Here is a 23,870-nt window from a genome sequence, read left to right as displayed (position 1 = left end):
CCCGTCCAGTAGCAGTTCCCGCGCGTCAAAGGCCAGCAGGGTGGCTGGAGAGCCAGGCGGCGTGCCGGTTACGAAGCGCGTCTCGCTCGGCAGCCGTGGTGAGGATGACGTCAGCGCCGCCGTCGTACGGGTGGTAGATGCGTTGAAGTCCCGTGTCGGTGATGAACACCTCGACGAGCGCCTCGTCGGTGATGGCACGCAGCAGGCCATCGACGCAGCCGTGTCGCCACCGACGCCGATCGGCGTAGAGCCGAGTGTGGGTGTGGAATTCCGGGTCCGGGTCGTCCTGGTCCGATTCGATCCACCAGAGGGCGCTGTCGGGGTGGAGTTCCTCTCGTGGCGTCGGGAAGCCGGCGGGACCGGTCGGTGTGCAGGACCAGTCCATGGTCACGACGAACACTTCCAGCTCTGTGAACAGTTCGTCGAGGATCGTGTTGTGCCGCTCCAAGACGGTCGCGTACTCGTCCTCGGACTGCGGGTAGCGTTTCGAGCCGGGGAGACTGTGGAAGCGCACCCAGCGATCCACGTACATGCTGCGGAACGTGTGGGCTATGGGCGGGCCCGACGGCCGTCGCTCCCGCCACAGTGCTTCCAGCAGCGCCGGTGTGACGCCAGGGTTCACCCGTCGGCCTTGGCCACGCCGATCGGGCAGGACACCCCGGTCCCGCCGATGCCGCAGTAGCCGCCCGGGTTCTTGTCGAGGTACTGCTGGTGGTACGGCTCGGCCGGGTAGAACGGGCGGTCTGCGGCCGGGAGGATCTCCGTGGTGATCGTGCCGTAGCCGGAGGAGGCGAGGGTCTTCTGGTAGGCCTCGCGGGAGGACTCGGCCGCGGCGGCCTGCTCGGGGGTGTGGGTGTAGATCGCCGAGCGGTACTGGGTGCCCACGTCGTTGCCCTGGCGGAAGCCCTGGGTCGGGTCGTGGGACTCCCAGAACGTCTTCAGCAGGCGGTCGTACGAGATCTGCCGGGGGTCGTACACCACGCGCACGGCCTCCGTGTGGCCGGTCAGGCCCGTGCAGACCTCCTCGTAGGTGGGGTGCTCGGTGTAGCCGCCCTGGTAGCCGACGAGGGTCGTGTACACACCTGCGGGCAGCTGCCAGAACCTGCGCTCCGCGCCCCAGAAGCAGCCCAGGCCGAAGTCCGCGATCTGAAGGCCCTCGGGGTAGGGACCGAGCAGCGGGGTGCCGAGGACGGTGTGGCGGTCGGGGACCTCGTAGGCCGGTGCGGGGCGGCCCCCGAGCGCCTGCTCGGGGGTGGGCAGCTGGGGGGTGCGGCCGAGAAGCATGAGGTCTCCCTGTCGGTCTGGGGTGGGCGCCGGCCGCCTCGGCGGCGCCGGCACCCGCTACAACGTCCGGCGAACCCGCCGCATTCCGGTCAGGCCCCGCCGCCACCGCCTGCGCCACCCTGTCGCGGACCTGGCAGCAGGGCGCGGCCGTGTCGCCGCTGTACCGCCGCGGAAGTGCGTCGACGCAACCCGTCGACCAGCGTGAACTGCTCCGGCGCCGCCGCCTCGTCGCGGACATGGCGACGCATGAGGACCGGTGGCCGGTCGGTGCGGTGGTGCGCGCGGTGCCGGTGGTGCGGTGGGGGGACGGCGGAGTATGCCCTCCGCAGGTCAGAAGGGCGATGCGGGGTGCGGGGAGGACCCGCGGGCCGTGGTTCCGGGGCCGTGGGTTCAGCCGGGCAGGCCGGCCGGGCTGCCCCCGTTCGCCTCGTAGCCGGCCACTGCCAGGGCGCGGTAGACGGCGAACTCGGCGGCCGGGTCGGCGGACAGGACCCAGGGCAGGGCGCCCACGTGGCCGTCGATGTGTATCAACTGCTGCATGGCCTCCGCCCAGCGCTCGGCGCGGACCAGGAAGAAGACGAGCAGGTGCCGCACGTGCGGCAGCATCGGGTCGTCGGGGCGGGCGGAGTGCACCGCGTGCAGCGCGCCGTGGACGGCCCTGGTGACGACCTCGCTCCGGTAGAAGCCGGCGACCAGGTTCACCTCCGGCAGGTGCTCGAACACCGCGAACAGCGGCAGCGCGGCGAGCAGGGAGCCGCGCGGGGCGCGGGCCGCGGCGGCCTCGGCGAAGGCGTACGCCTGCTCGCGCGAGCCGTGCCACTTCTCGCACCAGTAGTGCAGCGCGGCCAGATGGGCGCCCATGTGGTGCGGGGCGCGGTCCAGGATCTTCAGCCACAGCTGCTCGAACTCGGCCTGCCCGTAGGCGAGGCCGCGGGCGGCGGACAGCTCGACGATGTACGGCACCGGGTCGCCGGGAGCCAGCAGGGCGGCCTGGGCGCAGGCTTCCCGGGCCTCCTCCATGATGATCCGGAAGTCGTCCGTGCCCGGCGTCGACGTCCGCCAGGCCTGCTGCACCAGGAACTCCGCGTGGACGGCGGCGCCGCCCGCGTCCTTGGGCTGCTCGGCCCGCCAGACCCTGAGCCACTGGCCGCCCGGGGTCTCGTGCAACCCGCCGGGCCGCTGCTGCAGCTCCAGCGCGGCGGCGCCGGCGAAGGCCTGCACCCGCTGCCAGCGCAGCTCGCCCTCGGTCTCGGTGCCGGCCAGCAGCTGGGCCGCGGCCCGGTGGTCCTGGGTGCGCTGCACCAGCTCCAGGACGTCCAGCAGGTCCTGGTCCGGGCCGGGCATGCGCACGTCCAGCTCCTCCTGGCGCACGAAGCCGTAGTCCGCCGGGTCGGCGGCGTCCGGGTGCCCCGGGGGAACCTGCTCGATCACCCCGCGCCTGCGCCGCACGAGCGGAAGCAGGACGAAGCTCAGCATGAGCAGCGCCATCAGCAGCCAGAGAATCGACATGCCTCAAGCGAACCAGACGCCGCCGGCAATTGGCGAACCCCGCCGCCGGCCTGTGGACAAGTCCGGTCCAGGCCATGACAACGGGGTGCGGTGTGAGCTTCGGCTCCCTTTCACCGGCGCCCCCGCGCGCCCGGCGGGCGTCAGGAGCCGATTCGGCGCATTACGCTCGTTGCACATGAGCGACAGGCACATCAGTGAGCACTTCGAGACCCTCGCGATCCACGCGGGCAACACCGCGGATCCCCTCACCGGCGCAGTGGTCCCGCCGATCTACCAGGTGTCGACCTACAAGCAGGACGGCGTCGGCGGACTGCGCGGCGGCTACGAGTACAGCCGTAGCGCCAACCCGACCCGGACCGCCCTGGAGGAGAACCTCGCCGCGCTGGAGGGCGGCCGTCGCGGCCTCGCCTTCGCGTCCGGCCTGGCGGCCGAGGACACCCTGCTGCGGACGCTCCTCAGCCCCGGTGACCACGTGGTGATCCCGAACGACGCCTACGGCGGCACCTTCCGGCTGTTCGCCAAGGTCGCCACCCGCTGGGGGGTGGAGTGGTCCGTCGCCGACACCAGCGACCCCGCCGCCGTCCGGGCCGCGATCACCCCGAAGACCAAGGCCGTCTGGGTGGAGACCCCCTCCAATCCGCTGCTCGGCATCACCGACATCGCCGCCGTCGCCCAGGTCGCCCACGACGCGGGCGCGAAGCTCGTCGTCGACAACACCTTCGCCACGCCGTACCTCCAGCAGCCGCTGGCGCTCGGGGCGGACGTCGTCGTGCACTCCCTGACCAAGTACATGGGCGGCCACTCCGACGTGGTCGGCGGTGCGCTGATCGTCTCCGACCCGGGGCTGGCCGAGGAGCTCGCCTACCATCAGAACGCGATGGGCGCCGTCGCCGGCCCGTTCGACTCCTGGCTGGTGCTGCGCGGCACGAAGACCCTCGCGGTGCGCATGGACCGGCACAGCGAGAACGCCACGAAGATCGCCGAGATGCTGTCCCGGCACCCCCGGGTGACCGAGGTGTTCTACCCCGGCCTGCCCGAGCACCCCGGCCACGAGGTCGCCGCCAAGCAGATGAAGGCGTTCGGCGGCATGGTGTCCTTCCGGGTCGAGGGCGGCGAGGCCGCCGCGGTCGAGGTGTGCAACCGCGCCGAGGTGTTCACCCTCGGCGAGTCGCTCGGCGGCGTGGAGTCGCTGATCGAGCACCCCGGCCGGATGACGCACGCCTCCGCGGCCGGCTCCGCGCTGGAGGTCCCGGCGGACCTGGTGCGCCTGTCGGTCGGCATCGAGAACGTCGAGGACCTGCTGGAGGACCTGCGGCGGGCCCTCGGCTGACGGACGCCCCTCCGCCTCCGGCCGGCGACCGCGCGCAGCGGCTCCCGGCCGGCGGGGAGCCGGGTCACCAGCCGCTGACCGGCTCAGTCGTCCGGGAGGGCGGTTCCGCCCACGGGTGGGCGTCGGCCGCCCACAGCGCGAACGCGACGGCCGCGGCCCACGCCAGCAGCCACAGGACCCGGCGGGCGAGCCGCCGGCGCCGCAGCAGGCGCTCGCCGCGGCGCACCGCCTCCGCGCACAGGTCCGGCGGCACCGGGGCCGGACCCTGCTCCATGAGCCGCCGTACGGCGTCCTCCCGCTCCGACCGCTTCACCAGCGCCTCCTCCGCCCACCGGCGCGCCCCTCGCTCCGGCGGCCCCGCGTCCGCACGGCGTCCCCCGGAGGCCCCGGCCCGTACGTCGCCCCCTGACCCCCGGCCCCCACGCGCCACCGGCGCCGCACGGTCACGGCCTCCCCGTGTCCCTCGCCCACGCCGGGGGCGTCCTGGCGGGCGCCGGGCGGGGAGCGGCCGGGCGCGGAGGATGCAGCAGGGTGGCCGTCGCGCGGTCGCACACGGTGTGCACGCGGTCCGCGGGGAGGCCGAGCAGCGCGGCCGCCTGTTCCGCGGCGAGGCCCTCGTGGAGCCGCAGCACCACGATCAGCCGTTCCCGCGCGCCGAGCGCGGCGAGCGGGCCGCGGGCGGCCGGCCGGGACCGGCCGAAGGCGCCGTACCGGTGCCAGGCGGCGTGCGCGAAGCGGGTGGCGAGGTACTGGCGGGCGCAGTCGTACGGGTCCTCGCCGCGCAGCCGGTCCCAGCGGGCGTAGGTGTGGGCGAGCGCCCGGACCACCAGGCGCCGCGCGCGCGGGTTGGCCTCCGGCGCCTCCGCGGTGAGCAGTGTGGCGGCATGCAGCAGGCGCCCGGACGCGCCGGCGGCGAACGCCGCGAACTCCCGGGCCCGGCGGGCGCCGCGGGTCGGCTGCCGATCACGCACCGCGCCTCCCCCTGCCGGGGTCCTGTCCGGTACGGGACAGGTGAATCGCGTACGACGCAGGACCCGGTCTCATATGAGGCCAGCGGCGGCCCGGGGTCAAGGGTCCGGAGCCGACCGGTGCGGGTGCGGCGGCCGGGACGCGGGCGGGACGCGGGCGGGGCGGCCGGGACGCGGACGGGCGGGGGAGCGCTCAGGAGGCGGGCGGCTGCTCCGCCGGCCCGGCGCCCTGCACGGACATCCGCGCGGAGAGCGCGCGGTTGAAGCGGGTCAGGAGCGTGCAGAACTGCTCGCGCTCCTCCGGCGCCCAGTCGTGTGTCAACTCGGCCATGAGCTGACGCCGGGAGGAGCGCACCTCCTCCAGGCGGGCGGCCCCGCGCGGCGACAGCTGGAGCACCACCGCACGTCCGTCCTCCGGGTGCGAGGTGCGCTTGACGAGCCCGGTGTCGACCAGCGGCGCCACCTGCCGGGTGACCGTGGAGGAGTCGATGCCCATGCTCGCGGCGAGCGCCTTGACCCCCATCGGGCCTTCCCTGTCGAGCCGGTTGAGCAGCAGGTACGCGGCCCGGTCCATGGAGTTGCGCACCTGGCCGACGCCGCCGAGCCGCGTCTGTTCGGCACGCCGGGCGAACACCGCCACCTCGTGCTGGAGGGTGTCGAGGAGACCGGTGTCACCGACGGTCGTCATGTCCATCGACATGTCAGGTGTTGTGGGCATGGCCGGAGGCTCGCTTCATGAGGGCTGCTGGGTTGGGGGACAGGGTACGCGGCCCGGCGGCGGACCGTACCGGCGCTGCGCGAACCGGTCTCGGAGCTTGGTCACACCCGTCGCGCCCGGACGTGGACTGCGATGCTGTCGGCCATGAGCTACGGCACGGCTGCTTCCCTGCGTTCGGTCACCCTGGACGACGTGCGCGGCGCCCGGAGGATGCTCTCCGGTGTGGCGCGGACGACGGCGCTGGAGGGCAGCCGGCACCTGTCGCGGCTCATCGGCGCGCCGGTGCACCTGAAGTGCGAGAACCTGCAGCGGACCGGCTCGTTCAAGCTGCGCGGCGCCTACGTGCGGATCGCCGGGCTGCTGCCGGAGGAGCGGGCGGCCGGTGTGGTGGCGGCGAGCGCGGGCAACCACGCGCAGGGAGTGGCGCTGGCCTCCTCGCTGCTCGGCGTGCACGCCACGGTGTTCATGCCGAAGGGAGCGCCGCTGCCGAAGATCAGCGCGACCCGGGACTACGGCGCCGAGGTGCGCCTGCACGGCCAGGTGGTCGACGAGACGCTGGCCGCCGCCCAGGAGTACGCGGCGAAGACGGGCGCGGTGTTCATCCACCCCTTCGACCACCCGGACGTCATCGCCGGTCAGGGCACGGTCGGGCTGGAGATCCTCCAGCAGTGCCCGCAGGTGCGCACGATCGTCGTGGGGATCGGCGGCGGCGGTCTGGCGGCCGGTGTCGCGGTGGCCGTGAAGGCGCTGCGGCCGGACGTCCGCGTCGTGGGCGTGCAGGCGGAGGGCGCGGCGGCCTACCCGCCCTCACTGGCCGCCGGACGCCCGGTGTCCCTGGACAGCCCGGCGACGATGGCCGACGGGATCAGGGTGGGGCGGCCGGGCGCGGTGCCGTTCGGGATCGTCGCCGACCTGGTCGACGAGGTACGCACGGTCAGCGAGGACCAGCTGCCGGCGGCGCTGCTGCTGTGCCTGGAGCGGGCGAAGCTGGTCGTGGAACCGGCCGGGGCCAGTCCGGTCGCCGCGCTGCTGGCCGAACCGCACGGCTTCGCGGGGCCGGTCGTCGCGGTGCTGTCCGGCGGCAACATCGACCCGGTGCTGATGCAGCGCGTGCTGCGGCACGGCATGGCCGCCCAGGGCCGCTACCTGGCCGTCCGGCTGCGGCTGACGGACCGGCCGGGCGCGCTGGCCACACTGCTCGGGGTGCTGTCGTCGGCCGACGCCAACGTCCTGGACGTCAGCCACGTGCGGACCGGGCCGCGGCTCGGGCTCACGGAGGTGGAGGTGGAGCTGCACCTGGAGACGAAGGGCCCGGTGCACTGCGCCGAGGTCGGCCGGGCGCTGCGGGACGCCGGTTACCCGGTCATCGACTGACACGGTGCGCGCGACGGGCGTCCGCAGGGGCGTCCGGCGGGCGCGGGCGGCGGGGGCGAGGGGCGCGTGCCGTCACTCGTCCGGGCGGACCCCTCTTGTGAGACGCGATACATCGCGTTATGGTCTCTCGTGTCGCCCGGTCCGCCCGCTCAGGCCCGCCCCGGCCGCGGAAAACGGCGAGCGGAATCGGACGGAGAAACCTAGCCTTTCGCGGAGCAACGCTTCCGGAGATCCCCGACGACGTGGAGACAGACATGCCAGGCGCCATCTATGCCGAAGGCCTGGTGAAGACCTTCGGCGACGTAAGAGCACTGGACGGCGTCGACCTCGATGTGCCCGAGGGCACGGTCCTCGGCCTGCTCGGGCCGAACGGCGCCGGCAAGACCACGGCCGTCCGCTGCCTGACCACCCTGCTGCGGCCCGACAGCGGCAAGGCGGTCGTCGCGGGTGTGGACGTGCTCGCACACCCCGACGCGGTACGCCGGTCCATCGGCCTGTCCGGCCAGTTCGCGGCGGTCGACGAATACCTGACCGGCCGGGAGAACCTCCAGATGGTCGGCCAGCTGTACCAGATGAGGGCGAAGGCGGCCAAGGCGCGTGCGGCGGAGCTGCTCGAGCAGTTCAACCTCACCGACGCCGCCGACCGCCCCGCCAAGACCTACTCCGGAGGCATGCGCCGCCGGCTGGACCTCGCCGCGGCCCTCGTCGTCTCGCCGCCGGTGATGTTCATGGACGAACCGACGACGGGCCTCGACCCGCGGAACCGCCAGCAGCTGTGGGAGGTCATCAAGCAGCTCGTCTCCGGCGGCACGACCCTGCTGCTCACCACGCAGTACCTGGAGGAGGCCGACCACCTGGCCCACGACATCGCCGTCGTCGACCACGGCCGGGTCATCGCCAAGGGCACCTCGGACCAGCTCAAGGCCCGCACCGGCGGCGAGCGCGTCGAGGTCGTGGTGCACGAACGGGACCACATCGCGACCGCGGCGCAGGTGCTGCGCGGCTTCGGCAAGGGCGACGTCACGGTCGAGGAGCACACCCGCAAGCTCACCGTCCCGGTCACCGGCGGCGCCAAGCTGCTCGCCGAGGTCATCCGCGAGCTGGACACGCGCGGCATCGAGATGGACGACATCGGGCTGCGCCGCCCCACGCTCGACGACGTCTTCCTGTCGCTGACGGGCCACGCGGCCGAGAGCACCGACCCGAACGAGACGAACGACAAGGAGGCCGCGAAATGAGCGCCGTCACCGAGGCCGCGCCCGTCGCGGCGCCCGGCAACCCCCTGGGCCGGTCCGTCCGCGACTCGCTGATCGTCGCCCGGCGCAATCTGATCCGCATGTCCCGGATCCCGGAGATGGTGATCTTCGGGCTGATCCAGCCGATCATGTTCGTGGTGCTGTTCACCTACGTCTTCGGCGGCTCCATGAAGATCGGCGCCAGCACCAGCGCCGCCGACTACACGAACTTCCTGATGGCCGGCATCTTCGCGCAGACCGTCACGTTCGCCACCGCCAGCTCCGGCGCGGGCATCGCCGACGACATGCACAAGGGCCTCATCGACCGCTTCCGCTCCCTGCCCATGGCGCGCGGTGCGGTGCTGACCGGCCGCACCCTCGCCGACCTGGTGCAGACGGCGCTCACCCTGCTGGTCCTCGCCGTCGTCGCCCTCCTGGTCGGCTGGCGGACCGGGTCGGACGGCACCGCCAACCCCGGCGAGATCCTCGCCGCCTTCGGCCTGCTGCTCCTGCTCGGGTACGCCTTCACCTGGATCGGCGCCCTGATCGGCCTCTCCGTGCGCACGCCGGAGGCGGCCACCTCCGGCGGGCTGATCTGGCTCTTCCCGGTGACGTTCATCTCCAACGCGTTCGTGGACACCGGCAACATGACGCCGTGGCTGCGGCACATCGCGGAGTGGAACCCGTTCAGCGCCACCGTCCAGGCGGCCCGTGTGCTCTTCGCCAACCCCGGCCGGTCCACCTCGCACGCCTGGCCGATGCAGCACCCGGTGTGGGCCTCGCTGATCTACTCGGTCCTGATCGTCGCCGTGTTCCGCACCCTCGCGGTCCGCAAGTACCGCTCGGCGACCGCCTGACGCGACCGTCCGGCACCGGTGGCGACCGCCCACGCCCGCCGCCCGCCGCCCCGGACGAGGGGCGGCCGGCGACCGGGCGGGCGGCGCCGCGGCACGGCGAAGCCCCCGGCGCCCTGGGGGCGGCCGGGGGCTCGAAGCGGTCCGGGGCCGGGATCAGCCCGTGTACGGCTCGGCCTTCAGGATCTTCACCGAGGCCTTCTTGCCGTTCGGCAGCTCGTACTCCGCGTCCTCGCCGACCTTGTGGCCGATGACGCCGGAGCCGAGCGGGGACTGCGGCGAGTACGTCTCGATGTCGGCGCTCGCGTACTCGCGCGAGGCGAGCAGGAACGTCAGCGTGTCGTCCTCGTCACCGTCGAAGGCGATCGTGACGACCATGCCCGGTGCGACGGCGCCGTTCGCGGCCGGCGGCTCGCCGACCTTGGCGTTCTCGAGGAGCTGGGTCAGCTGGCGCACACGCAGCTCCTGCTTGCCCTGCTCCTCCTTGGCCGCGTGGTACCCGCCGTTCTCGCGCAGGTCGCCCTCCTCGCGCGCAGCCGCGATCTTGGCGGCGATCTCCGTGCGCGCAGGACCAGTAAGGTACTCAAGCTCGTCCTTGAGCTTGTTGTACGCCTCCTGGGTCAGCCAGGTGACGTTCTCGCTGGTCTGGGTCACAGGGTGCTCCTCGTCGGTACTGGGAATACAAAGCATCGCCCTACCCAGAAGAATGTTCCTTCTTGGATGGGCGAAACCACGAGCCTAACAATTCAACGGCGGAAGGGGGAGGACATAAGCCACCAGAATCACATCAATGCACGTCAGAGCCTACGCATTCCGGGTGAAACCGCGGAGTGTCCGCGGTGCGTCAGCCGGCGTGACAGCCCAGCAGCTGGGCCGTCGTCCCCCGGGCCGTCGTACGGAGGGTGACGACCTTGTCGATCCGCGTGGCCGGCCCGGAGAACCGGAAGTCGGCCCGGCCGACCTCGGCGCCGTCGGCCGACTGGGACCGCAGGGTGCAGTAACCGGAGGCGCCGGCGTCCTTGCGGACCTCCAGGTGCACCCGGACCGCGTCGTCGGACGCCTGGAAGGCGATCACCTCGGCGCTGATCTCGTTCTGCGCGACGTAGTGGTAGGCGAAGTAACCGATCAGCGCGAGCAGGGCGGCGCCCAGCACCGACGCGGCGATCCTGAGGCCGCGGTCGGCGCGCTCGCCGGAGGGGCGGCCGTAGCGGCCCTCGGGCGGTCGCGTGCTCGCCGTACTCATGATCGTCCTTCCCGCTCCGCGGAATTAATCGCCCCCCGATTCGGTCACTATAGAAGCCTGCCGCCCGCCGCCCGACCGCCACCCCGCAACGGCATCCGTCCGGGACGGCGCTATTGACTGCCCCGCCGACCCGGGGCGCCGACTTACCGAGGATTGAGTCTTGACTGAGCAGCTGCGACTGATGGCCGTTCACGCGCACCCCGACGACGAGTCGAGCAAGGGCGCGGCGACCATGGCGAAGTACGTGTCCGAGGGGGTGGACGTGCTGGTGGTGACCTGCACCGGCGGCGAGCGCGGGTCCATCCTCAATCCGAAGCTGCAGGGCGACCGGTACATCGAGGAGAACATCCACGAGGTCCGCCGCAAGGAGATGGACGAGGCCCGCGAGATCCTGGGCGTCAAGCAGGAGTGGCTCGGCTTCGTCGACTCCGGCCTGCCGGAGGGCGACCCGCTGCCGCCGCTGCCCGAGGGCTGCTTCGCCCTGGAGGACGTCGACAAGGCGGCCGGCGAGCTGGTGCGCAGGATCCGCTCCTTCCGCCCGCAGGTGATCACCACCTACGACGAGAACGGCGGCTACCCGCACCCGGACCACATCATGACCCACAAGATCTCCATGGTGGCGTTCGAGGGCGCGGCGGACACCGAGAAGTACCCCGAGGCCGAGTTCGGCCCCGCCTACCAGCCGCTGAAGCTGTACTACAACCAGGGCTTCAACCGCCCCCGGACCGAGGCGCTGCACCAGGCGATGCTCGACCGCGGCCTGGAGTCGCCGTACGGGGAGTGGCTGAAGCGGTGGAACGAGATGGAGCGCGCCGAGCGCACGCTGACCACGCACGTCCCCTGCGCGGACTTCTTCGAGATCCGCGACAAGGCGCTGATCGCCCACGCCACGCAGATCGACCCCGACGGCGGCTGGTTCAAGGTGCCGCTGGACCTGCAGAAGGAGGTCTGGCCGACGGAGGAGTACGAGCTGGCGAAGTGCCTCGTCGACACCTCCCTCCCCGAGGACGACCTCTTCGCGGGCATCCGGGACAATGTCTGACATGAGCGCAAGCGTGAGCCTGGCAGTGACGCACCTCGTCCCCCTCGCCAAGGAGGTCGACGAGAACAAGGTCACCCCCGGCGTCCTCGGCTTCATCGTCTTCGCGGTGATGGCCCTGGCGGTGTGGGGCCTGATGAAGTCGATGAACAAGCACATGCAGAAGGTCGACTTCAAGGAGGCCCCGGACACCGACGCCGAGCAGCCGGGGCGGACCACCGACTCCCCGGCCCAGCAGGGCTGACCCGAGGCCACCGCCCGCCGGCACCGTCACCCCTCGCCTTCCGGGCGTGGCGGTCCGGCGCCGTGCCGGCCGTGACGGGGGTGCTCCCCGGCCGCGGACGCCCGCGGCGACGCACGGGCACGCCCGGTGCCGTCGCCCTTCCCCGCGGCGCCGGAGCCCGTGGGAGAGTGGAGAGGTGAACCGACTGGCCCATGAGACGTCCCCGTACCTGCTCCAGCACGCCGACAACCCGGTCGACTGGTGGCCCTGGTCGGCCGAGGCCTTCGACACCGCCCGCAAGGCGGGCAAGCCCGTCCTGCTGAGCGTCGGGTACTCGAGCTGCCACTGGTGTCACGTCATGGCCCACGAGTCCTTCGAGGACCAGGCCACCGCCGACTACCTGAACGAGCACTTCGTCAGCGTCAAGGTCGACCGCGAGGAACGCCCCGACGTGGACGCCGTCTACATGGAGGCCGTGCAGGCGGCCACCGGACACGGCGGCTGGCCCATGACCGTGTTCCTCACCCCCGACGCCGAACCGTTCTACTTCGGCACCTACTTCCCGCCCGCGCCCCGGCACGGCATGCCCTCCTTCCGGCAGGTGCTGGAGGGCGTCCAGCAAGCCTGGGCCACCCGCCGCGACGAGGTCGCCGACGTCGCCGGGAAGATCGTCCGCGACCTCTCCCAGCGGGAGATCAGCCACCAGGGCGACCGGGCGCCGGGTGAGCAGGAGCTGGCGCAGGCGCTGCTCGGCCTCACCCGCGAGTACGACCCGCAGCGCGGCGGATTCGGCGGCGCGCCCAAGTTCCCGCCGTCGATGGTGCTGGAGTTCCTGCTGCGCCACCACGCGCGCACCGGGGCCGAGGGCGCGCTGGAGATGGCCCGGGACACCTGTGAGCGGATGGCCCGCGGCGGCCTCTACGACCAGCTCGGCGGCGGTTTCGCCCGCTACTCCGTCGACCGCGACTGGGTCGTGCCGCACTTCGAGAAGATGCTGTACGACAACGCCCTGCTGTGCCGGGTGTACACCCACCTGTGGCGGGCCGGCGGATCGGAGCTCGCCCGGCGCGTCGCCCTGGAGACCGCCGACTTCATGGTCCGCGAACTGCGCACGGAGGAGGGCGGCTTCGCCTCCGCCCTCGACGCCGACAGCGACGACGGCACCGGCCGGCACGTCGAGGGCGCGTACTACGTCTGGACCCCCGCGCAGTTCCGCGAGGTGCTCGGCGAGGACGCCGCCCTCGCCGCGCAGTACTTCGGCGTGACCGACGAGGGGACCTTCGAGCACGGCCGGTCCGTCCTCCAGCTCCCGCAGACGGAAGGCGTCTTCGACGCCGACAGGATCGCCTCCGTGCGCAGCCGGCTGCTCGCCGAGCGGGCGCGCCGGCCCGCACCCGGCCGGGACGACAAGGTCGTCGCCGCCTGGAACGGACTCGCGGTCGCCGCCCTCGCCGAGACCGGCGCCTGCTTCGACCGCCCCGACCTGACCGAGGCCGCCCTCGGGGCCGCCGACCTCCTGGTCCGCGTCCACCTGGACGAACACGCCCGGCTCGCCCGCACCAGCCGGGACGGCCGCGCCGGCGCCCACGCGGGCGTGCTGGAGGACTACGCCGACGTCGCCGAGGGCTTCCTCGCGCTCGCCTCCGTCACCGGGGAGGGCGTCTGGCTGGACTTCGCCGGCCTGCTTCTCGACCAGGTGCTCACCCGGTTCACCGACCCGGCGACCGGCGCCCTGTACGACACCGCCTCCGACGCCGAGCGGCTCATCCGCCGGCCCCAGGACCCCACCGACAACGCCACGCCCTCCGGCTGGACCGCCGCGGCCGGCGCGCTGCTCGGGTACGCCGCGCACACCGGCTCCGAGCGCCACCGGACGGCCGCCGAGCGGGCGCTGGGGGTCGTCAAGACGCTGGGACCGCGTGTGCCGCGGTTCATCGGATGGGGTCTCGCCGTCGCCGAGGCGCTGCTCGACGGGCCGCGCGAGGTGGCGGTGGTCGGGCCGTCCCTGGACGACGCGCGGACGACGGCGCTGCACCGCGCGGCGCTGCAGGCCACCGCACCGGGCGCCGTCGTCGCCCGCGGCACCCCGGACAGCGACGAGTTCCCGCTCCTCGCCGACCGGGTGCTCCGCGACGGCGAACCGACCGCCTACGTCTGCCGCGGCTTCGTGTGCGACCTGCCGGTGACGGACCCGGAGGCCCTCCGGGCGCGGCTGGCCACCGGCTGACGGGACCGTCCGCCGCCGAGTTCGCCGCCGAGTCCGCGGACCGGACGGCGGCGGACGCGGCGGGCGGCGCGGTGGACGGACGTCAGGCGCCGGCGAGGATCAGCGCGCCCAGGGTGAGCTGGGCGCCCCACTGCACGAACACCGCGCCGGCCCTGGCGCCCGTCCAGCGGCCCCGGGGCCAGGCCAGGGCGGCCGCACCGGCGGCGAGCGCCGGCCAGAAGGCGCCGTACAGCGCGGAGCCGGGGATCGCCGGGCACTGCTCGCCGTACATCAGGCAGCGGCTGCCGCGTTCCCCGGAGAGCACGACCAGCCAGGCCAGCCCGACCGTCGGCAGGAGGGCGGCCAGCCCGGCGACGGCCCAGCCGGTGAGGAACGCGTCCCGCTGCCGCGGGGTGAGGGCGGCCTGCTGCGCAGTGGTGGTGTCCATGCCCCCCATCCCAGCGCGCGGACCGCCCCCGGTGATCGGCCGCCGTACTCACGTCCCCTGGGTGCGCATGCTCAGCGCCCGCTCCACGACCGCCTCCAGCTGCTCGTGGTGGGCGCCCTTCCAGTAGGCCCGGCCGCACTCCGTGCACTGCGCGAACACGTCGTACGAGCGCCGGGTGCCGCCCTTGAGCTGGTCGGCGACCTCGTCCTTCGCGGCCTGCCTCAGCAGCCCGTTGCAGGCGGTGCAGCGGGTCCAGGGGCGCAGCTCGGGGGCGAAGCGGTCCAGGACGTCGTGGAGCTGGTCCTCGGGGCGGGTGCTGTAGACGAAGGCGCCGGCCCACAGCTCGCGGCGGCGCAGCAGGCCCCGGTCGCGGCTGAGCATGACCCGCTTCTCGGCGGCCGAGCGGGCGGCGAGCGCCGGGTCGCCGATGTCCGTCGACTCGTACGCCGTGTCCACGCCGAGCAGCCGCAGCCGGCGGGCCAGGGTGCCGAGGTGCACGTCGAGGAGGAAGCGCAGGGGCGCGCCGGGCACGTGCTGGGGGCGCTCCACCGGCCGGACGGCCACCCGCTCGCCGGCCGCCGGGACGTGCGAGAACGGCACCTCCCGGCCGTCCACGACCAGGGCGCCGACCTCGGTCAGCGGCACCCCGAGGGACTCGACGACGTGACCGAGCGTCGACACGCCGTCCGTGGCCAGGGCCGTCGCCGCGCCGCGCCGGGCGGCCGGTACGAACAGGTGCAGCGCGGGGGCGACTTCGACGTGGATCTCGGGTCCGTTCACCCCGTCAGCATCGCACGGACGGGGCGCCGCGCCTCAGGGTTTTTCCGTCGTCAGGCCGTGCTCCAGCACGTCCAGGGCCCGCTCCATGAGGTCCCGCATACGGCCCTCGAAGCCGCTCTCGGCCCAGTGCATGGAGACCTCCATCAGGCCGCCGATGACCGCCATCGTGTAGACGCGTACCTCGAGGCTCTCCGGGTCGAGGCCGGTGCGCTCCGCGAGGGCGTGGCGCAGCAGGCGCCCGGTCTCCGTCATGCTCTCGAACATCCGGGAGCGGACGGCGGGCACCTGCACCCCGAGGTGCGCCCGCAGCCGCAGCACCTCGGGGTCCTCCTGCTCGATCAGGTCGAGGGCCTTGCCCACCACGTACCGCAGCGACTGTGCCCACGGCTCGTCCTCGGGCCGTCCGCGCAGCTCCTCCAGCATCAGGGGGTCGTACTCGTCCGTGAGGACGATGTCCTCCTTGGTGGGGAAGTAGCGGAAGACGGTCGACGGCGACACCTCGGCCCGGTCGGCGATCTGTTCGATCGTCGTGGCGTCGTACCCCTGCTCCTTGATCAGCGCGTAGGTCGCGGCGCGGATCGCCTCACGGGTCTTGATCTTCTTGCGCTCCCGGAGACCGAGCCGGGGGCGGTCGGCGGGGGAGTAGGGGGAACGTGCGGCCGTCATGCGGGTCATTCTCCGGCATCGGTCCCGGACGCGGCCATCTGCTCCTTCGTGCTCGGCTCGTCAGGCTCGTCCCGCCCGGCGGGCGCGGCACCGGGCAGGAACGCGGCGGCCAGCAGCGCCGAGACGAGGGCCGCCGCGCCGCACACCAGCAGCACCAGGCCCATGCCGTGGACGAAGGCGGTGTCCGCGGAAGCCGCCAGCCGGGCGGAGCCCGTGCGGCCGGCGATGACGTGCGCGGCGACGACCGAGTCCCCGGCGGCGTCGGCGAGCCCGGCGGGCAGCCCGGCCACGTCCAGCCGGTCCCGGAAGGCGCTGGACAGCAGGCTGCCCAGCAGGGCGATGCCGAGCGCGCCGCCGACCTGGCGCAGCGTCATCAGCAGCCCGGAACCGCTGCCCGCGCGGTCCCTGGGCAGGGCGGCGAGCGCGTCCGACATGGCCGGGACCAGCGCGAACCCGAAGCCGGCGCCCGCCAGGGAGAGCCACAGCGCGGTGAAGCCGTAACCGGCCTCCACCGTCGTACGGCTGCCGAGGAACGCGGCGAAGGCCAGCACCACCAGGCCCGCGCTGACCGTCGCGCGCGCCCCGAACCGCCGGACGGCCCGCGCCGCCCCGCGCGTGGCGACCATCAGACCGCCGATCATCGGCAGCAGCCGGAGGCCGGTGCCCAGCGCGTCGTTGCCGCGTACGGCCTGGAGGTACTGCGGCACCAGGAAGAGCAGGCCGGACAGGACGAACATCACCAGGGTCGCCGCGAGGGTGTTGAGCAGGAATCCGCGATGGGCGAGCAGGGTCAGGTCGAGCAGGGGGCGCTCCGCGCGGCGCTCGCGCAGCACCAGTGCGGCGATCAGAGCGGCGGCCGCGGCGAACAGGGCGAGGATCAGGGGATCGCTCCAGCCGCGGTCGGGAGCCTCGATGACCGCGTAGACGAGTGCGCCGAGGCCGCCCGCGGTGCAGGCCGCGGAGACGGCGCCGACCCGGGGTGAGGACGGGTCCCTGGTCTCGGGGAGCAGGAACACGCAGGCCGTGACGCCGATCGCCGCCATGGGCACGTTGACCAGGAAGACCGAGCCCCACCAGAAGTGGTCGAGCAGCCAGCCGCCGATGATCGGGCCGAGCGGCAGGCCGAGGGCGGACGCGGTGGAGATGACGCCGACGGCCTTGTTGCGCTCGTCCGGGCCGAACAGCGAGGGCAGCACGGACAGGGCGAGCGGGGTGACCAGCGCCGCGCCGACGCCCATGACCGCCCGGGCGGCGACGACGGCGTTCACGTCCCCGGCCACCGCGCCCACCAGCGATCCGGCGAGGAAGATCCCGAGCCCGGTGATCAGCATGAGCCGCCGTCCGAACCGGTCGCCGAGCAGGCCCGCCGGGAGCATCAGCGCCGCGAACACGACGATGTACGCGTCGGCCATCCACTGCTGCTGGCCCGTGGTGGCGCCCAGCTGTTCCGCCATCGTCGGAAGGGCCACGTTGAGGATCGTCGTGTCGAAGCCGAGCACCAGCATGCTCGCCACCAGGGCCCCCAGGGCCCACCAGCGGCGGGGGTCGCGCCGCGTCTCGTCCAGCTCGGTGACAGTCGTCATGAAATAAGAGTAACTATCAAAATCGCGTGACTGTCAACTATGATCAGGTGTCAGCAACGCGAGAAGGCCACGGCTCGGGGAGCCGTGGCCTCGGGGGTGGAGTGGGTGCGGGGGCTAGGCGTGCTGGTAGGCCACCAGTGAGATGCCCACGTAGTGGGCGGTGAAGGCCGCCAGGGTGAGCGAGTGGAAGACCTCGTGGAAGCCGAACCAGCGCGGTGACGGGTTCGGCCGCTTGATGCCGTAGACGACGCCGCCGACGCTGTACAGCAGGCCGCCGACGACCACCAGGATCAGCACGGCCGGGCCGCCGGCGTGCAGGAAGTCGGGCAGGAAGAAGACCGCCGCCCAGCCCATCGCGATGTAGCAGGGCGTGTACAGCCAGCGTGGTGCGCCGACCCAGAAGACGCGGAAGGCGATGCCGGCGGCGGCCGCCGTCCAGATGCCCCACAGCAGCCACCGGCCCTTGTCGGGGGGCAGGAGGAGCACGGTGAGCGGGGTGTAGGTGCCCGCGATGATCAGGAAGATGTTGGCGTGGTCCAGGCGGCGCAGCACGCGGTCCATCCGGGGGCTCCAGTCGCCCCGGTGGTACAGCGCGCTGACACCGAAGAGCATGCAGGCCGTCAGGGCGTAGATCCCGCAGGCGAGGCGGCCCCGGCTCGACTGGGCGAGGGCGGTGAGCACGAGTCCTGCGACGAGTGCGGCCGGGAACATGCCGAGGTGCAGCCAGCCGCGGAGCCTCGGCTTGACCGGATGCGGCAAGGAGAGCGCGACGGGCCCGCGGCCGGCGGCCGGCGTGTCCGTGGGCGCGTCGGGGACGGGCGCAGTCATGCCGGAAATGGTACCGACGGGACTGTGCGTCGGCCGTCGCCGCGGCCTTGGTGGGCGCCGGGCAAAAAGACCTTCAGGTCTGCCCAAGCGGGACGCAAAGGGGTCGCAAACGTGCCTGGAAAACCGTGGCATTCCTCACGTCGCTCACTTGTGAGCTCCTCTGGACAGATGGGCACTCTCGTCGGATGATCAAATGAGTGCGGTCGGCACCGGATGAGCGAACCGTGAAGCATCCGGGTCGCAGCCCCCACGGGGCAACCAGGACAAAATCCCTCATTTAGGAGCAACCGTGGCGCGCGACATCTCGGCTTCCACCGGCGTCCCCACCAACCACCAGGAACTGATCTCGTGGGTGAACGAGATCGCCGAACTGACGCAGCCGGACGACGTGGTCTGGTGCGACGGCTCCGAGGCCGAGTACGAGCGGCTGTGCGAGGAACTGGTCGCCAAGGGAACGTTCAAGAAGCTCGACCCGATCAAGCGCCCGCACTCCTACTACGCCGCCTCCGACCCGACCGACGTCGCGCGCGTCGAGGACCGCACCTTCATCTGCTCCGAGAAGGAGGAGGACGCGGGCCCGACCAACCACTGGAAGGCCCCCGCCGAGATGCGGGAGATCTTCACCGGTGACCAGGGGCTGTTCCGCGGTTCCATGCGGGGCCGCATCATGTACGTCGTGCCCTTCTGCATGGGCCCGCTCGGCTCCCCGCTGTCCGCGATCGGCGTGGAGATCACCGACTCCGCGTACGTCGCCGTGTCCATGCGCACCATGACCCGCATGGGCCGGGCCGTCCTGGACGAACTCGGCGACGAGGGGTTCTTCGTCAAGGCCGTCCACACCCTCGGGGCCCCGCTGGAGCCGGGCCAGGAGGACGTCCCCTGGCCCTGCAACACGACCAAGTACATCGCGCACTTCCCCGAGTCGCGCGAGATCTGGTCCTACGGCTCCGGCTACGGCGGCAACGCCCTGCTCGGCAAGAAGTGCTACGCCCTGCGCATCGCCTCCGTCATGGCCCGCGACGAGGGCTGGCTCGCCGAGCACATGCTGATCCTGAAGCTGACCCCGCCGCAGGGCGAGTCCAAGTACGTCGCCGCCGCCTTCCCGAGCGCCTGCGGCAAGACCAACCTCGCCATGCTGGAGCCGACGATCTCCGGCTGGACCGTGGAGACCATCGGCGACGACATCGCCTGGATGCGCTTCGGCGAGGACGGCCGGCTGTACGCGATCAACCCGGAGGCCGGCTTCTTCGGCGTCGCGCCCGGCACCGGCGAGCACACCAACGCCAACGCGATGAAGACCCTGTGGGGCAACGCGGTCTTCACCAACGTCGCCCTCACCGACGACGGCGACGTGTGGTGGGAGGGCATGACCGAGGAGCCCCCGGCCCACCTGACCGACTGGAAGGGCAACGACTGGACGCCGCAGTCCGGCACCCCGGCCGCCCACCCCAACGCCCGCTTCACCGTGCCCGCCTCCCAGTGCCCGATCATCGCGCCCGAGTGGGAGGACCCCAAGGGCGTGCCGATCTCCGCGATCCTCTTCGGCGGGCGGCGCGCCACCGCCGTGCCGCTGGTGACGGAGTCCTTCGACTGGAACCACGGCGTGTTCCTCGGCGCCAACGTGGCCTCCGAGAAGACCGCCGCGGCCGAGGGCAAGGTCGGCGAGCTGCGCCGCGACCCGTTCGCGATGCTGCCCTTCTGCGGCTACAACATGGGCGACTACATGGCCCACTGGATCGACGTCGCGAAGGACAAGGACCCGTCCAAGCTGCCGAGGATCTACTACGTCAACTGGTTCCGCAAGGACGACGAGGGCAGGTTCGTCTGGCCGGGCTTCGGCGAGAACTCCCGTGTCCTGAAGTGGATCGTGGAGCGGCTGGAGGGCAGGGCCGAGGGCGTCGAGACGCCGATCGGCATCCTGCCGGCCCAGGGCGCGCTGGACACCGACGGCCTCGGCCTGTCGGCGGCGGACCTGGACTTCCTGCTCACGGTGGACAAGGAGGTGTGGCGCGAGGAGGCCGCGCTGATCCCCGAGCACCTCGACACCTTCGGCGACCACACCCCGAAGGAACTGTGGGACCAGTACCGGGCGCTGGTGGAGCGCCTGGGCTGAGCGGCCCGCCCGAGGCTCCACGGCCGGTCGCCGTGCCCTGACCAGCGATCGTCACGACCGGCCGTGGTCACCGCGCAGCCGCCGGTCCCGGCCCGCCCCCGACCGACGGGGGCCGGCCGGACCGGCGGCTGCGGCGCGTCCGGGGCCGGAGCGCCTGCCTGCGGCGACCGTGTGGGCCCGCTCCCGCGGGGTACCCGCCAGGCCACCGAGAGGAGTGATGAGCCCATGGCAGACGGTGGTGACTTCTACTCCAGCGACCGTCCGGACAACCCGCGGCTGGCCGAGGACCGCCCCCGGGGCGGAGGGCCCGAGGACCGCCCGCACACCGGGCACCGGCATGTGTGGGTCTGGTGGGTCCTGGTGGCGGCCCTGATCCTGCTGCTCTTCTTCCTGTTCATCTGAGAGGCATGCCGATCCGCGGGCACGTCGCCCCGAGGGGCGTGTTCACCGGGCAGCACTTTCCCGGGCGGGGCGTCGCCGGTTCGTGGCGCCCGGTCCGCGCGTCGCTGCGGTGCACGCGGACCGGGGCCGATCGGGGACCCGGGAGGGGGTCAGGCGGTGGTGCTCAGTTCCGTGGTGCTCAGCCCGGTAGGCGCGGCGAGCGCGGCGGCGTGCGCGTCCATCCGCTGGGCCGTGAGGATCGCGGCCGCGGTGTCCGCGCGCGAGGCGGCGACCACCAGGGCGCGCCCCGCGAGCGTGTGCGCGCGCCGGTGCAGGATCCGCGGGTCGGGCGCCGCAGCGGTCGGCGCCGCCCGCACGGGCGCACGTCCTCCCCGCGGCCGTGCGACCTGCGCCGCCAGACGGTCCGAGGCCGTGTCCAGGTCGGCGGACGGGGTCAGCGTGCGCAGCTCGTCGGTGACGGCGAGCAGGGCGGCGAGGTGCCCGGCGAGCTGGATGTCCAGTTCCTCGTCGCGCGACCGGTGGGGGAGGTCGGAGGGGGTGCCGGCCATCGTGCTGTGCACCGACCTGGTGCGTATGGGTTCGTACATGGGGGCGGCCTCCTGTGCTCTGACAGGAAGCCATCCTAGCTTGGATCACGTCTAAAGTTGAGTCGGGTCACGGACTGCGGTCCGCCGCTCCCGTTCCGCGACCGCCGGCGCCGCGGCCGGCCCTACGGCTGGCTGTAGCCGTCCAGGAAGTTCCCGATCCGGGTCACGGCGTCCCGGAGGTCGGCGACCGCGGGCAGCGTCACCACCCGGAAGTGGTCCGGCTCGGGCCAGTTGAAGCCCGTGCCCTGCACGACCATGATCTTCTCCTGGCGCAGCAGGTCCAGGACGAGCTGCCGGTCGTCCTTGACCTTGAAGACCTGCGGGTCCAGACGCGGGAAGAGGTACAGCGCCCCCTTCGGCCGCACGCAGCTCACCCCCGGGATCTGGGTCAGCAGTTCGTACGCCGTGTCCATCTGCTCCTTCAGCCGCCCGCCCGGCAGCACCAGGTCGTTGATCGTCTGGCGTCCGCCGAGCGCGGCGACCACTCCGTGCTGGCCCGGCATGTTGGCGCACAGCCGCATGTTCGCCAGGATCGTCAGGCCCTCGATGTAGGAGTCGGCGTGCGCGCGCGGACCGGAGATCGACATCCAGCCGACGCGGTAGCCGGCCACCCGGTACGCCTTCGACATGCCGTTGAAGGTGAGGGTGAGCAGATCCGGGGCGACCTTGGCGGTCGGGGTGTGCACGGCGCCGTCGTACAGGATCTTGTCGTAGATCTCGTCGGAGCAGACGAGCAGGTTGTGCCGGCGGGCGATGTCCGTCAGCCCCTTCAGCACCGCCTCGTCGTAGACGGCGCCCGTGGGGTTGTTCGGATTGATGACGACGATCGCCTTGGTGCGGTCGGTGACCTTGCGCTCGATGTCGGCGAGGTCGGGCGTCCAGTCGGACTGCTCGTCGCAGCGGTAGTGCACCGCCGTGCCGCCGGAGAGCGAGACGGCCGCCGTCCACAGCGGGTAGTCCGGGCTCGGCACGAGCACCTCGTCGCCGTCGTCGAGCAGCCCCTGCATGGCCATCACGATCAGCTCGGAGACGCCGTTGCCGATGAAGACGTGCTCGACGTCCGTCTCGATGCCGATGGTCTGGTTGTGCATGACGACCGCGCGGCGGGCGGCCAGCAGTCCCTTGGCGTCGCCGTAGCCGTGGGCGGAGGAGACGTTGCGGAGGATGTCCTCCAGGATCTCCGGGGGGCACTCGAAGCCGAAGGCGGCCGGGTTGCCGGTGTTGAGCTTGAGGATGCGGTGACCGGCCGCCTCCAGTCGCATGGCCTCCTCGAGAACCGGACCCCGGATCTCGTAACAGACGTTGGCGAGCTTGGTCGACTGGATCACCTGCATGTCGTGAGCTTACGGCCCGGTAACGCCTCATGGGTCGTGTTTTCCACCACGTGAGACATGCAGGCTGCCCGGTTATCGACGCCGGTTGTCTCATCGGTCACTTGCGTCCCTAGAATTCGCTGTCATGCCCACGGAACGGGAGTACACGGAACGGGAGTACGAGGCGGGGGCGTACGGCCCGCACGGCGCCGGCGGCGCGCCCGAGGCCGGGCCGAGCGTGTACCACCCGCGGCCGGCTCCGGCCCCGGCCTACGAGGAGTACGCCGACCCGGCGGCGGCGCACGGCTGGCAGGACGTGTACGACGCCACGCGCGAGCTGCTTGCGGTGCCGCCGGAGCCCGCTCCTCAGGCGCCGGGCTCCGGTGGCACCGGTGTGCCCGGCGCGGGGCGGGCCGCCCGCCGGGCGGAGCGGCGCACGGGCGGCCGCCGCCGGGCGGCGGTCGTCGCCGGCGTGCTCGGGGTGGCCGCAACCGTCGCCGTGATCGCCGTCGCGGCGGGCGGTGCCGGCGGCCCCGGCGGTGCGGGCGCGCCGCGCCCCGCGGACGGCGGGCGGGTCGTCGGCGGGGAGTCCACGGCCGCCGGGGACGGCGGCACGGACGACGCCGCCCCGGCGTCGGCGCCCCCGCCCGTCCCCGCCCGCTCCACCGCGGCCCCCTCCCGCCCGGCCGCGCTCCCGACCGGCGGCACGGCCTCCAGCGCGGCCCCCGACGCGGCCACGCGCGGCCCGAGCGGCCCCCCGGCCGCCGCCTCGCCCTCCGCTCCCGTCCCGCCCGCCGCGTCCGAGGTCCCGTCGCCCGGTCCGACGGCGCCCGGCCCGGGCGCCACCGCGGGCCGCGGCCACGGCCGAGGGGCGACGAAGAAACCGCGCTGACCACAGGGGCGGCGACGCCCCGCCCGCCCGCGCGGCGACGAAGAAGTCCCGCTACGCGCAGGGACGGTGACGCCGAGGCGTACGGCCGTCCGGCACCCCGGCCCCCCGTGACCGCCCGCGCCGCCCCGACCGCCCGCGGCCCGCGGGGCGACGAAGAAGTCCCGCTAGGCGCAGGGGCGGTGACGCCGAGGCGTACGGCCGTCCGGCACCCCGGCCCCCCGTGACCGCCCGCGCCGCCCCGACCGCCCGCGGCCCGCGGGGCGACGAAGAAGTCC

General features: G+C 73.0%; 25 protein-coding genes. 10 read left to right on the top strand and 15 right to left on the bottom strand.

What is annotated here, in order from left to right:
• Positions 1-25 precede the first annotated feature (25 nt).
• The 3 genes from ABZ261_RS15620 to ABZ261_RS15610 all read right to left on the bottom strand — a co-directional run bounded on the left by ABZ261_RS15620 (position 26) and on the right by ABZ261_RS15610 (position 2,793).
• Positions 26-532 carry a hypothetical protein gene (locus tag ABZ261_RS15620; protein WP_356859336.1) on the bottom strand — a complete coding sequence of 169 codons (507 nt, stop codon included), beginning with the start codon at positions 530-532 and terminating at the stop codon, positions 26-28.
• An 86-nt stretch (positions 533-618) separates the two neighbouring features.
• Positions 619-1,284, bottom strand: coding sequence for a peptide-methionine (S)-S-oxide reductase MsrA (gene msrA / locus ABZ261_RS15615; RefSeq protein ID WP_356859334.1), 666 nt, complete (start codon positions 1,282-1,284; stop codon positions 619-621).
• 390 nt (positions 1,285-1,674) lie between these two features.
• On the bottom strand, positions 1,675-2,793 hold the full coding sequence (locus ABZ261_RS15610; protein WP_356859332.1) for a hypothetical protein: 1,119 nt from the start codon (positions 2,791-2,793) through the stop codon (positions 1,675-1,677).
• A 175-nt stretch (positions 2,794-2,968) separates the two neighbouring features.
• Here ABZ261_RS15610 and ABZ261_RS15605 point away from each other — a divergent pair, with 175 nt between their 5' ends.
• Positions 2,969-4,123 (top strand): cystathionine gamma-synthase, encoded by a 1,155-nt coding sequence (locus ABZ261_RS15605; RefSeq protein WP_356859330.1) that lies wholly within the window; start codon positions 2,969-2,971, stop codon positions 4,121-4,123.
• 64 nt (positions 4,124-4,187) lie between these two features.
• On the opposite strand, the gene ABZ261_RS15600 is transcribed toward ABZ261_RS15605, so the two are convergent.
• The 3 genes from ABZ261_RS15600 to ABZ261_RS15590 all read right to left on the bottom strand — a co-directional run bounded on the left by ABZ261_RS15600 (position 4,188) and on the right by ABZ261_RS15590 (position 5,791).
• Positions 4,188-4,436: a hypothetical protein gene (locus ABZ261_RS15600; RefSeq protein WP_356859328.1), complete on the bottom strand. Its 249-nt coding sequence runs from the start codon at positions 4,434-4,436 to the stop codon at positions 4,188-4,190.
• Positions 4,437-4,566: 130 nt separating this feature from the next.
• Positions 4,567-5,094, bottom strand: coding sequence for an RNA polymerase subunit sigma-70 (locus ABZ261_RS15595; RefSeq protein ID WP_356859326.1), 528 nt, complete (start codon positions 5,092-5,094; stop codon positions 4,567-4,569).
• A gap of 190 nt (positions 5,095-5,284) precedes the next feature.
• Positions 5,285-5,791, bottom strand: coding sequence for a MarR family transcriptional regulator (locus ABZ261_RS15590; RefSeq protein WP_356859529.1), 507 nt, complete (start codon positions 5,789-5,791; stop codon positions 5,285-5,287).
• Positions 5,792-5,953: 162 nt separating this feature from the next.
• On the opposite strand from ABZ261_RS15590, the gene ilvA reads away from it, so the two are divergent.
• From ilvA to ABZ261_RS15575, 3 genes are all read left to right on the top strand, one after another.
• Positions 5,954-7,183: a threonine ammonia-lyase gene (gene ilvA, locus ABZ261_RS15585; RefSeq protein ID WP_356859324.1), complete on the top strand. Its 1,230-nt coding sequence runs from the start codon at positions 5,954-5,956 to the stop codon at positions 7,181-7,183.
• A 254-nt stretch (positions 7,184-7,437) separates the two neighbouring features.
• Complete coding sequence (locus ABZ261_RS15580) at positions 7,438-8,421, top strand: ATP-binding cassette domain-containing protein (protein ID WP_356859322.1); 984 nt, start codon at positions 7,438-7,440, stop codon at positions 8,419-8,421.
• Positions 8,418-9,275, top strand: a complete 858-nt coding sequence (locus ABZ261_RS15575; protein ID WP_356859320.1) for an ABC transporter permease — start codon at positions 8,418-8,420, stop codon at positions 9,273-9,275. The genes ABZ261_RS15580 and ABZ261_RS15575 overlap by 4 nt, the downstream gene beginning before the upstream one ends.
• A 153-nt stretch (positions 9,276-9,428) precedes the next feature.
• Here the strand turns inward: ABZ261_RS15575 and greA are convergent, their stop codons facing one another.
• Both greA and ABZ261_RS15565 read right to left on the bottom strand, forming a co-directional pair.
• Positions 9,429-9,926 carry a transcription elongation factor GreA gene (gene greA, locus ABZ261_RS15570; protein WP_356859318.1) on the bottom strand — a complete coding sequence of 166 codons (498 nt, stop codon included), beginning with the start codon at positions 9,924-9,926 and terminating at the stop codon, positions 9,429-9,431.
• Positions 9,927-10,116: 190 nt separating this feature from the next.
• The gene (locus tag ABZ261_RS15565; protein ID WP_356859316.1) at positions 10,117-10,515 is read right to left on the bottom strand and encodes a DUF4307 domain-containing protein; all 399 of its coding nucleotides are present in this window, start codon (positions 10,513-10,515) and stop codon (positions 10,117-10,119) included.
• Between the two features lie 160 nt (positions 10,516-10,675).
• Between ABZ261_RS15565 and mca the strand changes: the two genes are divergently transcribed.
• The 3 genes from mca (at position 10,676) to ABZ261_RS15550 (ending at position 14,004) form a co-directional block, all read left to right on the top strand.
• Positions 10,676-11,557 (top strand): mycothiol conjugate amidase Mca, encoded by an 882-nt coding sequence (gene mca / locus ABZ261_RS15560; RefSeq protein WP_356859314.1) that lies wholly within the window; start codon positions 10,676-10,678, stop codon positions 11,555-11,557.
• On the top strand, positions 11,550-11,798 hold the full coding sequence (locus tag ABZ261_RS15555) for a hypothetical protein (protein WP_356859312.1): 249 nt from the start codon (positions 11,550-11,552) through the stop codon (positions 11,796-11,798). The genes mca and ABZ261_RS15555 overlap by 8 nt, the downstream gene beginning before the upstream one ends.
• Before the next feature lie 175 nt (positions 11,799-11,973).
• Complete coding sequence (locus tag ABZ261_RS15550) at positions 11,974-14,004, top strand: thioredoxin domain-containing protein (protein WP_356859310.1); 2,031 nt, start codon at positions 11,974-11,976, stop codon at positions 14,002-14,004.
• 82 nt (positions 14,005-14,086) lie between these two features.
• Here ABZ261_RS15550 and ABZ261_RS15545 read toward each other — a convergent pair whose 3' ends face one another.
• The 5 genes from ABZ261_RS15545 to ABZ261_RS15525 all read right to left on the bottom strand — a co-directional run bounded on the left by ABZ261_RS15545 (position 14,087) and on the right by ABZ261_RS15525 (position 18,288).
• Positions 14,087-14,431: a hypothetical protein gene (locus ABZ261_RS15545; RefSeq protein WP_356859308.1), complete on the bottom strand. Its 345-nt coding sequence runs from the start codon at positions 14,429-14,431 to the stop codon at positions 14,087-14,089.
• Positions 14,432-14,479: 48 nt separating this feature from the next.
• Positions 14,480-15,211 carry a Mut7-C RNAse domain-containing protein gene (locus ABZ261_RS15540; protein ID WP_356859306.1) on the bottom strand — a complete coding sequence of 244 codons (732 nt, stop codon included), beginning with the start codon at positions 15,209-15,211 and terminating at the stop codon, positions 14,480-14,482.
• A 33-nt stretch (positions 15,212-15,244) separates the two neighbouring features.
• Positions 15,245-15,886 (bottom strand): TetR family transcriptional regulator, encoded by a 642-nt coding sequence (locus ABZ261_RS15535; protein WP_356859304.1) that lies wholly within the window; start codon positions 15,884-15,886, stop codon positions 15,245-15,247.
• Complete coding sequence (locus ABZ261_RS15530) at positions 15,883-17,460, bottom strand: MFS transporter (protein ID WP_356859302.1); 1,578 nt, start codon at positions 17,458-17,460, stop codon at positions 15,883-15,885. The genes ABZ261_RS15535 and ABZ261_RS15530 overlap by 4 nt, the downstream gene beginning before the upstream one ends.
• Before the next feature lie 114 nt (positions 17,461-17,574).
• Positions 17,575-18,288, bottom strand: coding sequence for a hemolysin III family protein (locus tag ABZ261_RS15525; protein WP_356859300.1), 714 nt, complete (start codon positions 18,286-18,288; stop codon positions 17,575-17,577).
• Positions 18,289-18,577: 289 nt separating this feature from the next.
• On the opposite strand from ABZ261_RS15525, the gene ABZ261_RS15520 reads away from it, so the two are divergent.
• Both ABZ261_RS15520 and ABZ261_RS15515 read left to right on the top strand, forming a co-directional pair.
• Entirely contained in the window at positions 18,578-20,401 is a 1,824-nt protein-coding gene (locus ABZ261_RS15520; protein ID WP_356859298.1) for a phosphoenolpyruvate carboxykinase (GTP), read from the top strand.
• Between the two features lie 225 nt (positions 20,402-20,626).
• Positions 20,627-20,803: a hypothetical protein gene (locus tag ABZ261_RS15515; protein ID WP_356859296.1), complete on the top strand. Its 177-nt coding sequence runs from the start codon at positions 20,627-20,629 to the stop codon at positions 20,801-20,803.
• Positions 20,804-20,952: 149 nt separating this feature from the next.
• Here the strand turns inward: ABZ261_RS15515 and ABZ261_RS15510 are convergent, their stop codons facing one another.
• Together ABZ261_RS15510 and ABZ261_RS15505 are read right to left on the bottom strand one after the other, a co-directional pair.
• Positions 20,953-21,390, bottom strand: a complete 438-nt coding sequence (locus tag ABZ261_RS15510; RefSeq protein WP_356859294.1) for a hypothetical protein — start codon at positions 21,388-21,390, stop codon at positions 20,953-20,955.
• Positions 21,391-21,512: 122 nt separating this feature from the next.
• The gene (locus ABZ261_RS15505; RefSeq protein WP_356859292.1) at positions 21,513-22,724 is read right to left on the bottom strand and encodes a pyridoxal phosphate-dependent aminotransferase; all 1,212 of its coding nucleotides are present in this window, start codon (positions 22,722-22,724) and stop codon (positions 21,513-21,515) included.
• A 124-nt stretch (positions 22,725-22,848) separates the two neighbouring features.
• On the opposite strand from ABZ261_RS15505, the gene ABZ261_RS15500 reads away from it, so the two are divergent.
• Positions 22,849-23,595 (top strand): hypothetical protein, encoded by a 747-nt coding sequence (locus tag ABZ261_RS15500; RefSeq protein WP_356859290.1) that lies wholly within the window; start codon positions 22,849-22,851, stop codon positions 23,593-23,595.
• Positions 23,596-23,870 lie beyond the last annotated feature (275 nt).

It is taken from the genome of Streptomyces sp. NPDC006193 (genome assembly GCF_040613915.1).
Lineage (GTDB): Bacteria > Actinomycetota > Actinomycetes > Streptomycetales > Streptomycetaceae > Streptomyces.
This window is presented reverse-complemented; position numbering and strand designations above follow the sequence as displayed.

Bases quoted from the DNA above. Each gene is read 5' to 3' on its own strand.
- ABZ261_RS15620 (WP_356859336.1), bottom strand. From the start codon at position 532: ATGTACGTGGATCGCTGGGTGCGCTTCCACAGTCTCCCCGGCTCGAAA.
- msrA (WP_356859334.1), bottom strand. From the start codon at position 1,284: ATGCTTCTCGGCCGCACCCCCCAGCTGCCCACCCCCGAGCAGGCGCTC.
- ABZ261_RS15610 (WP_356859332.1), bottom strand. From the start codon at position 2,793: ATGTCGATTCTCTGGCTGCTGATGGCGCTGCTCATGCTGAGCTTCGTC.
- ABZ261_RS15605 (WP_356859330.1), top strand. From the start codon at position 2,969: ATGAGCGACAGGCACATCAGTGAGCACTTCGAGACCCTCGCGATCCAC.
- ABZ261_RS15590 (WP_356859529.1), bottom strand. From the start codon at position 5,791: ATGTCGATGGACATGACGACCGTCGGTGACACCGGTCTCCTCGACACC.
- ilvA (WP_356859324.1), top strand. From the start codon at position 5,954: ATGAGCTACGGCACGGCTGCTTCCCTGCGTTCGGTCACCCTGGACGAC.
- ABZ261_RS15580 (WP_356859322.1), top strand. From the start codon at position 7,438: ATGCCAGGCGCCATCTATGCCGAAGGCCTGGTGAAGACCTTCGGCGAC.
- ABZ261_RS15575 (WP_356859320.1), top strand. From the start codon at position 8,418: ATGAGCGCCGTCACCGAGGCCGCGCCCGTCGCGGCGCCCGGCAACCCC.
- ABZ261_RS15565 (WP_356859316.1), bottom strand. From the start codon at position 10,515: ATGAGTACGGCGAGCACGCGACCGCCCGAGGGCCGCTACGGCCGCCCC.
- ABZ261_RS15555 (WP_356859312.1), top strand. From the start codon at position 11,550: ATGTCTGACATGAGCGCAAGCGTGAGCCTGGCAGTGACGCACCTCGTC.
- ABZ261_RS15545 (WP_356859308.1), bottom strand. From the start codon at position 14,431: ATGGACACCACCACTGCGCAGCAGGCCGCCCTCACCCCGCGGCAGCGG.
- ABZ261_RS15535 (WP_356859304.1), bottom strand. From the start codon at position 15,886: ATGACCCGCATGACGGCCGCACGTTCCCCCTACTCCCCCGCCGACCGC.
- ABZ261_RS15530 (WP_356859302.1), bottom strand. From the start codon at position 17,460: ATGACGACTGTCACCGAGCTGGACGAGACGCGGCGCGACCCCCGCCGC.
- ABZ261_RS15525 (WP_356859300.1), bottom strand. From the start codon at position 18,288: ATGACTGCGCCCGTCCCCGACGCGCCCACGGACACGCCGGCCGCCGGC.
- ABZ261_RS15515 (WP_356859296.1), top strand. From the start codon at position 20,627: ATGGCAGACGGTGGTGACTTCTACTCCAGCGACCGTCCGGACAACCCG.
- ABZ261_RS15510 (WP_356859294.1), bottom strand. From the start codon at position 21,390: ATGTACGAACCCATACGCACCAGGTCGGTGCACAGCACGATGGCCGGC.
- ABZ261_RS15505 (WP_356859292.1), bottom strand. From the start codon at position 22,724: ATGCAGGTGATCCAGTCGACCAAGCTCGCCAACGTCTGTTACGAGATC.
- ABZ261_RS15500 (WP_356859290.1), top strand. From the start codon at position 22,849: ATGCCCACGGAACGGGAGTACACGGAACGGGAGTACGAGGCGGGGGCG.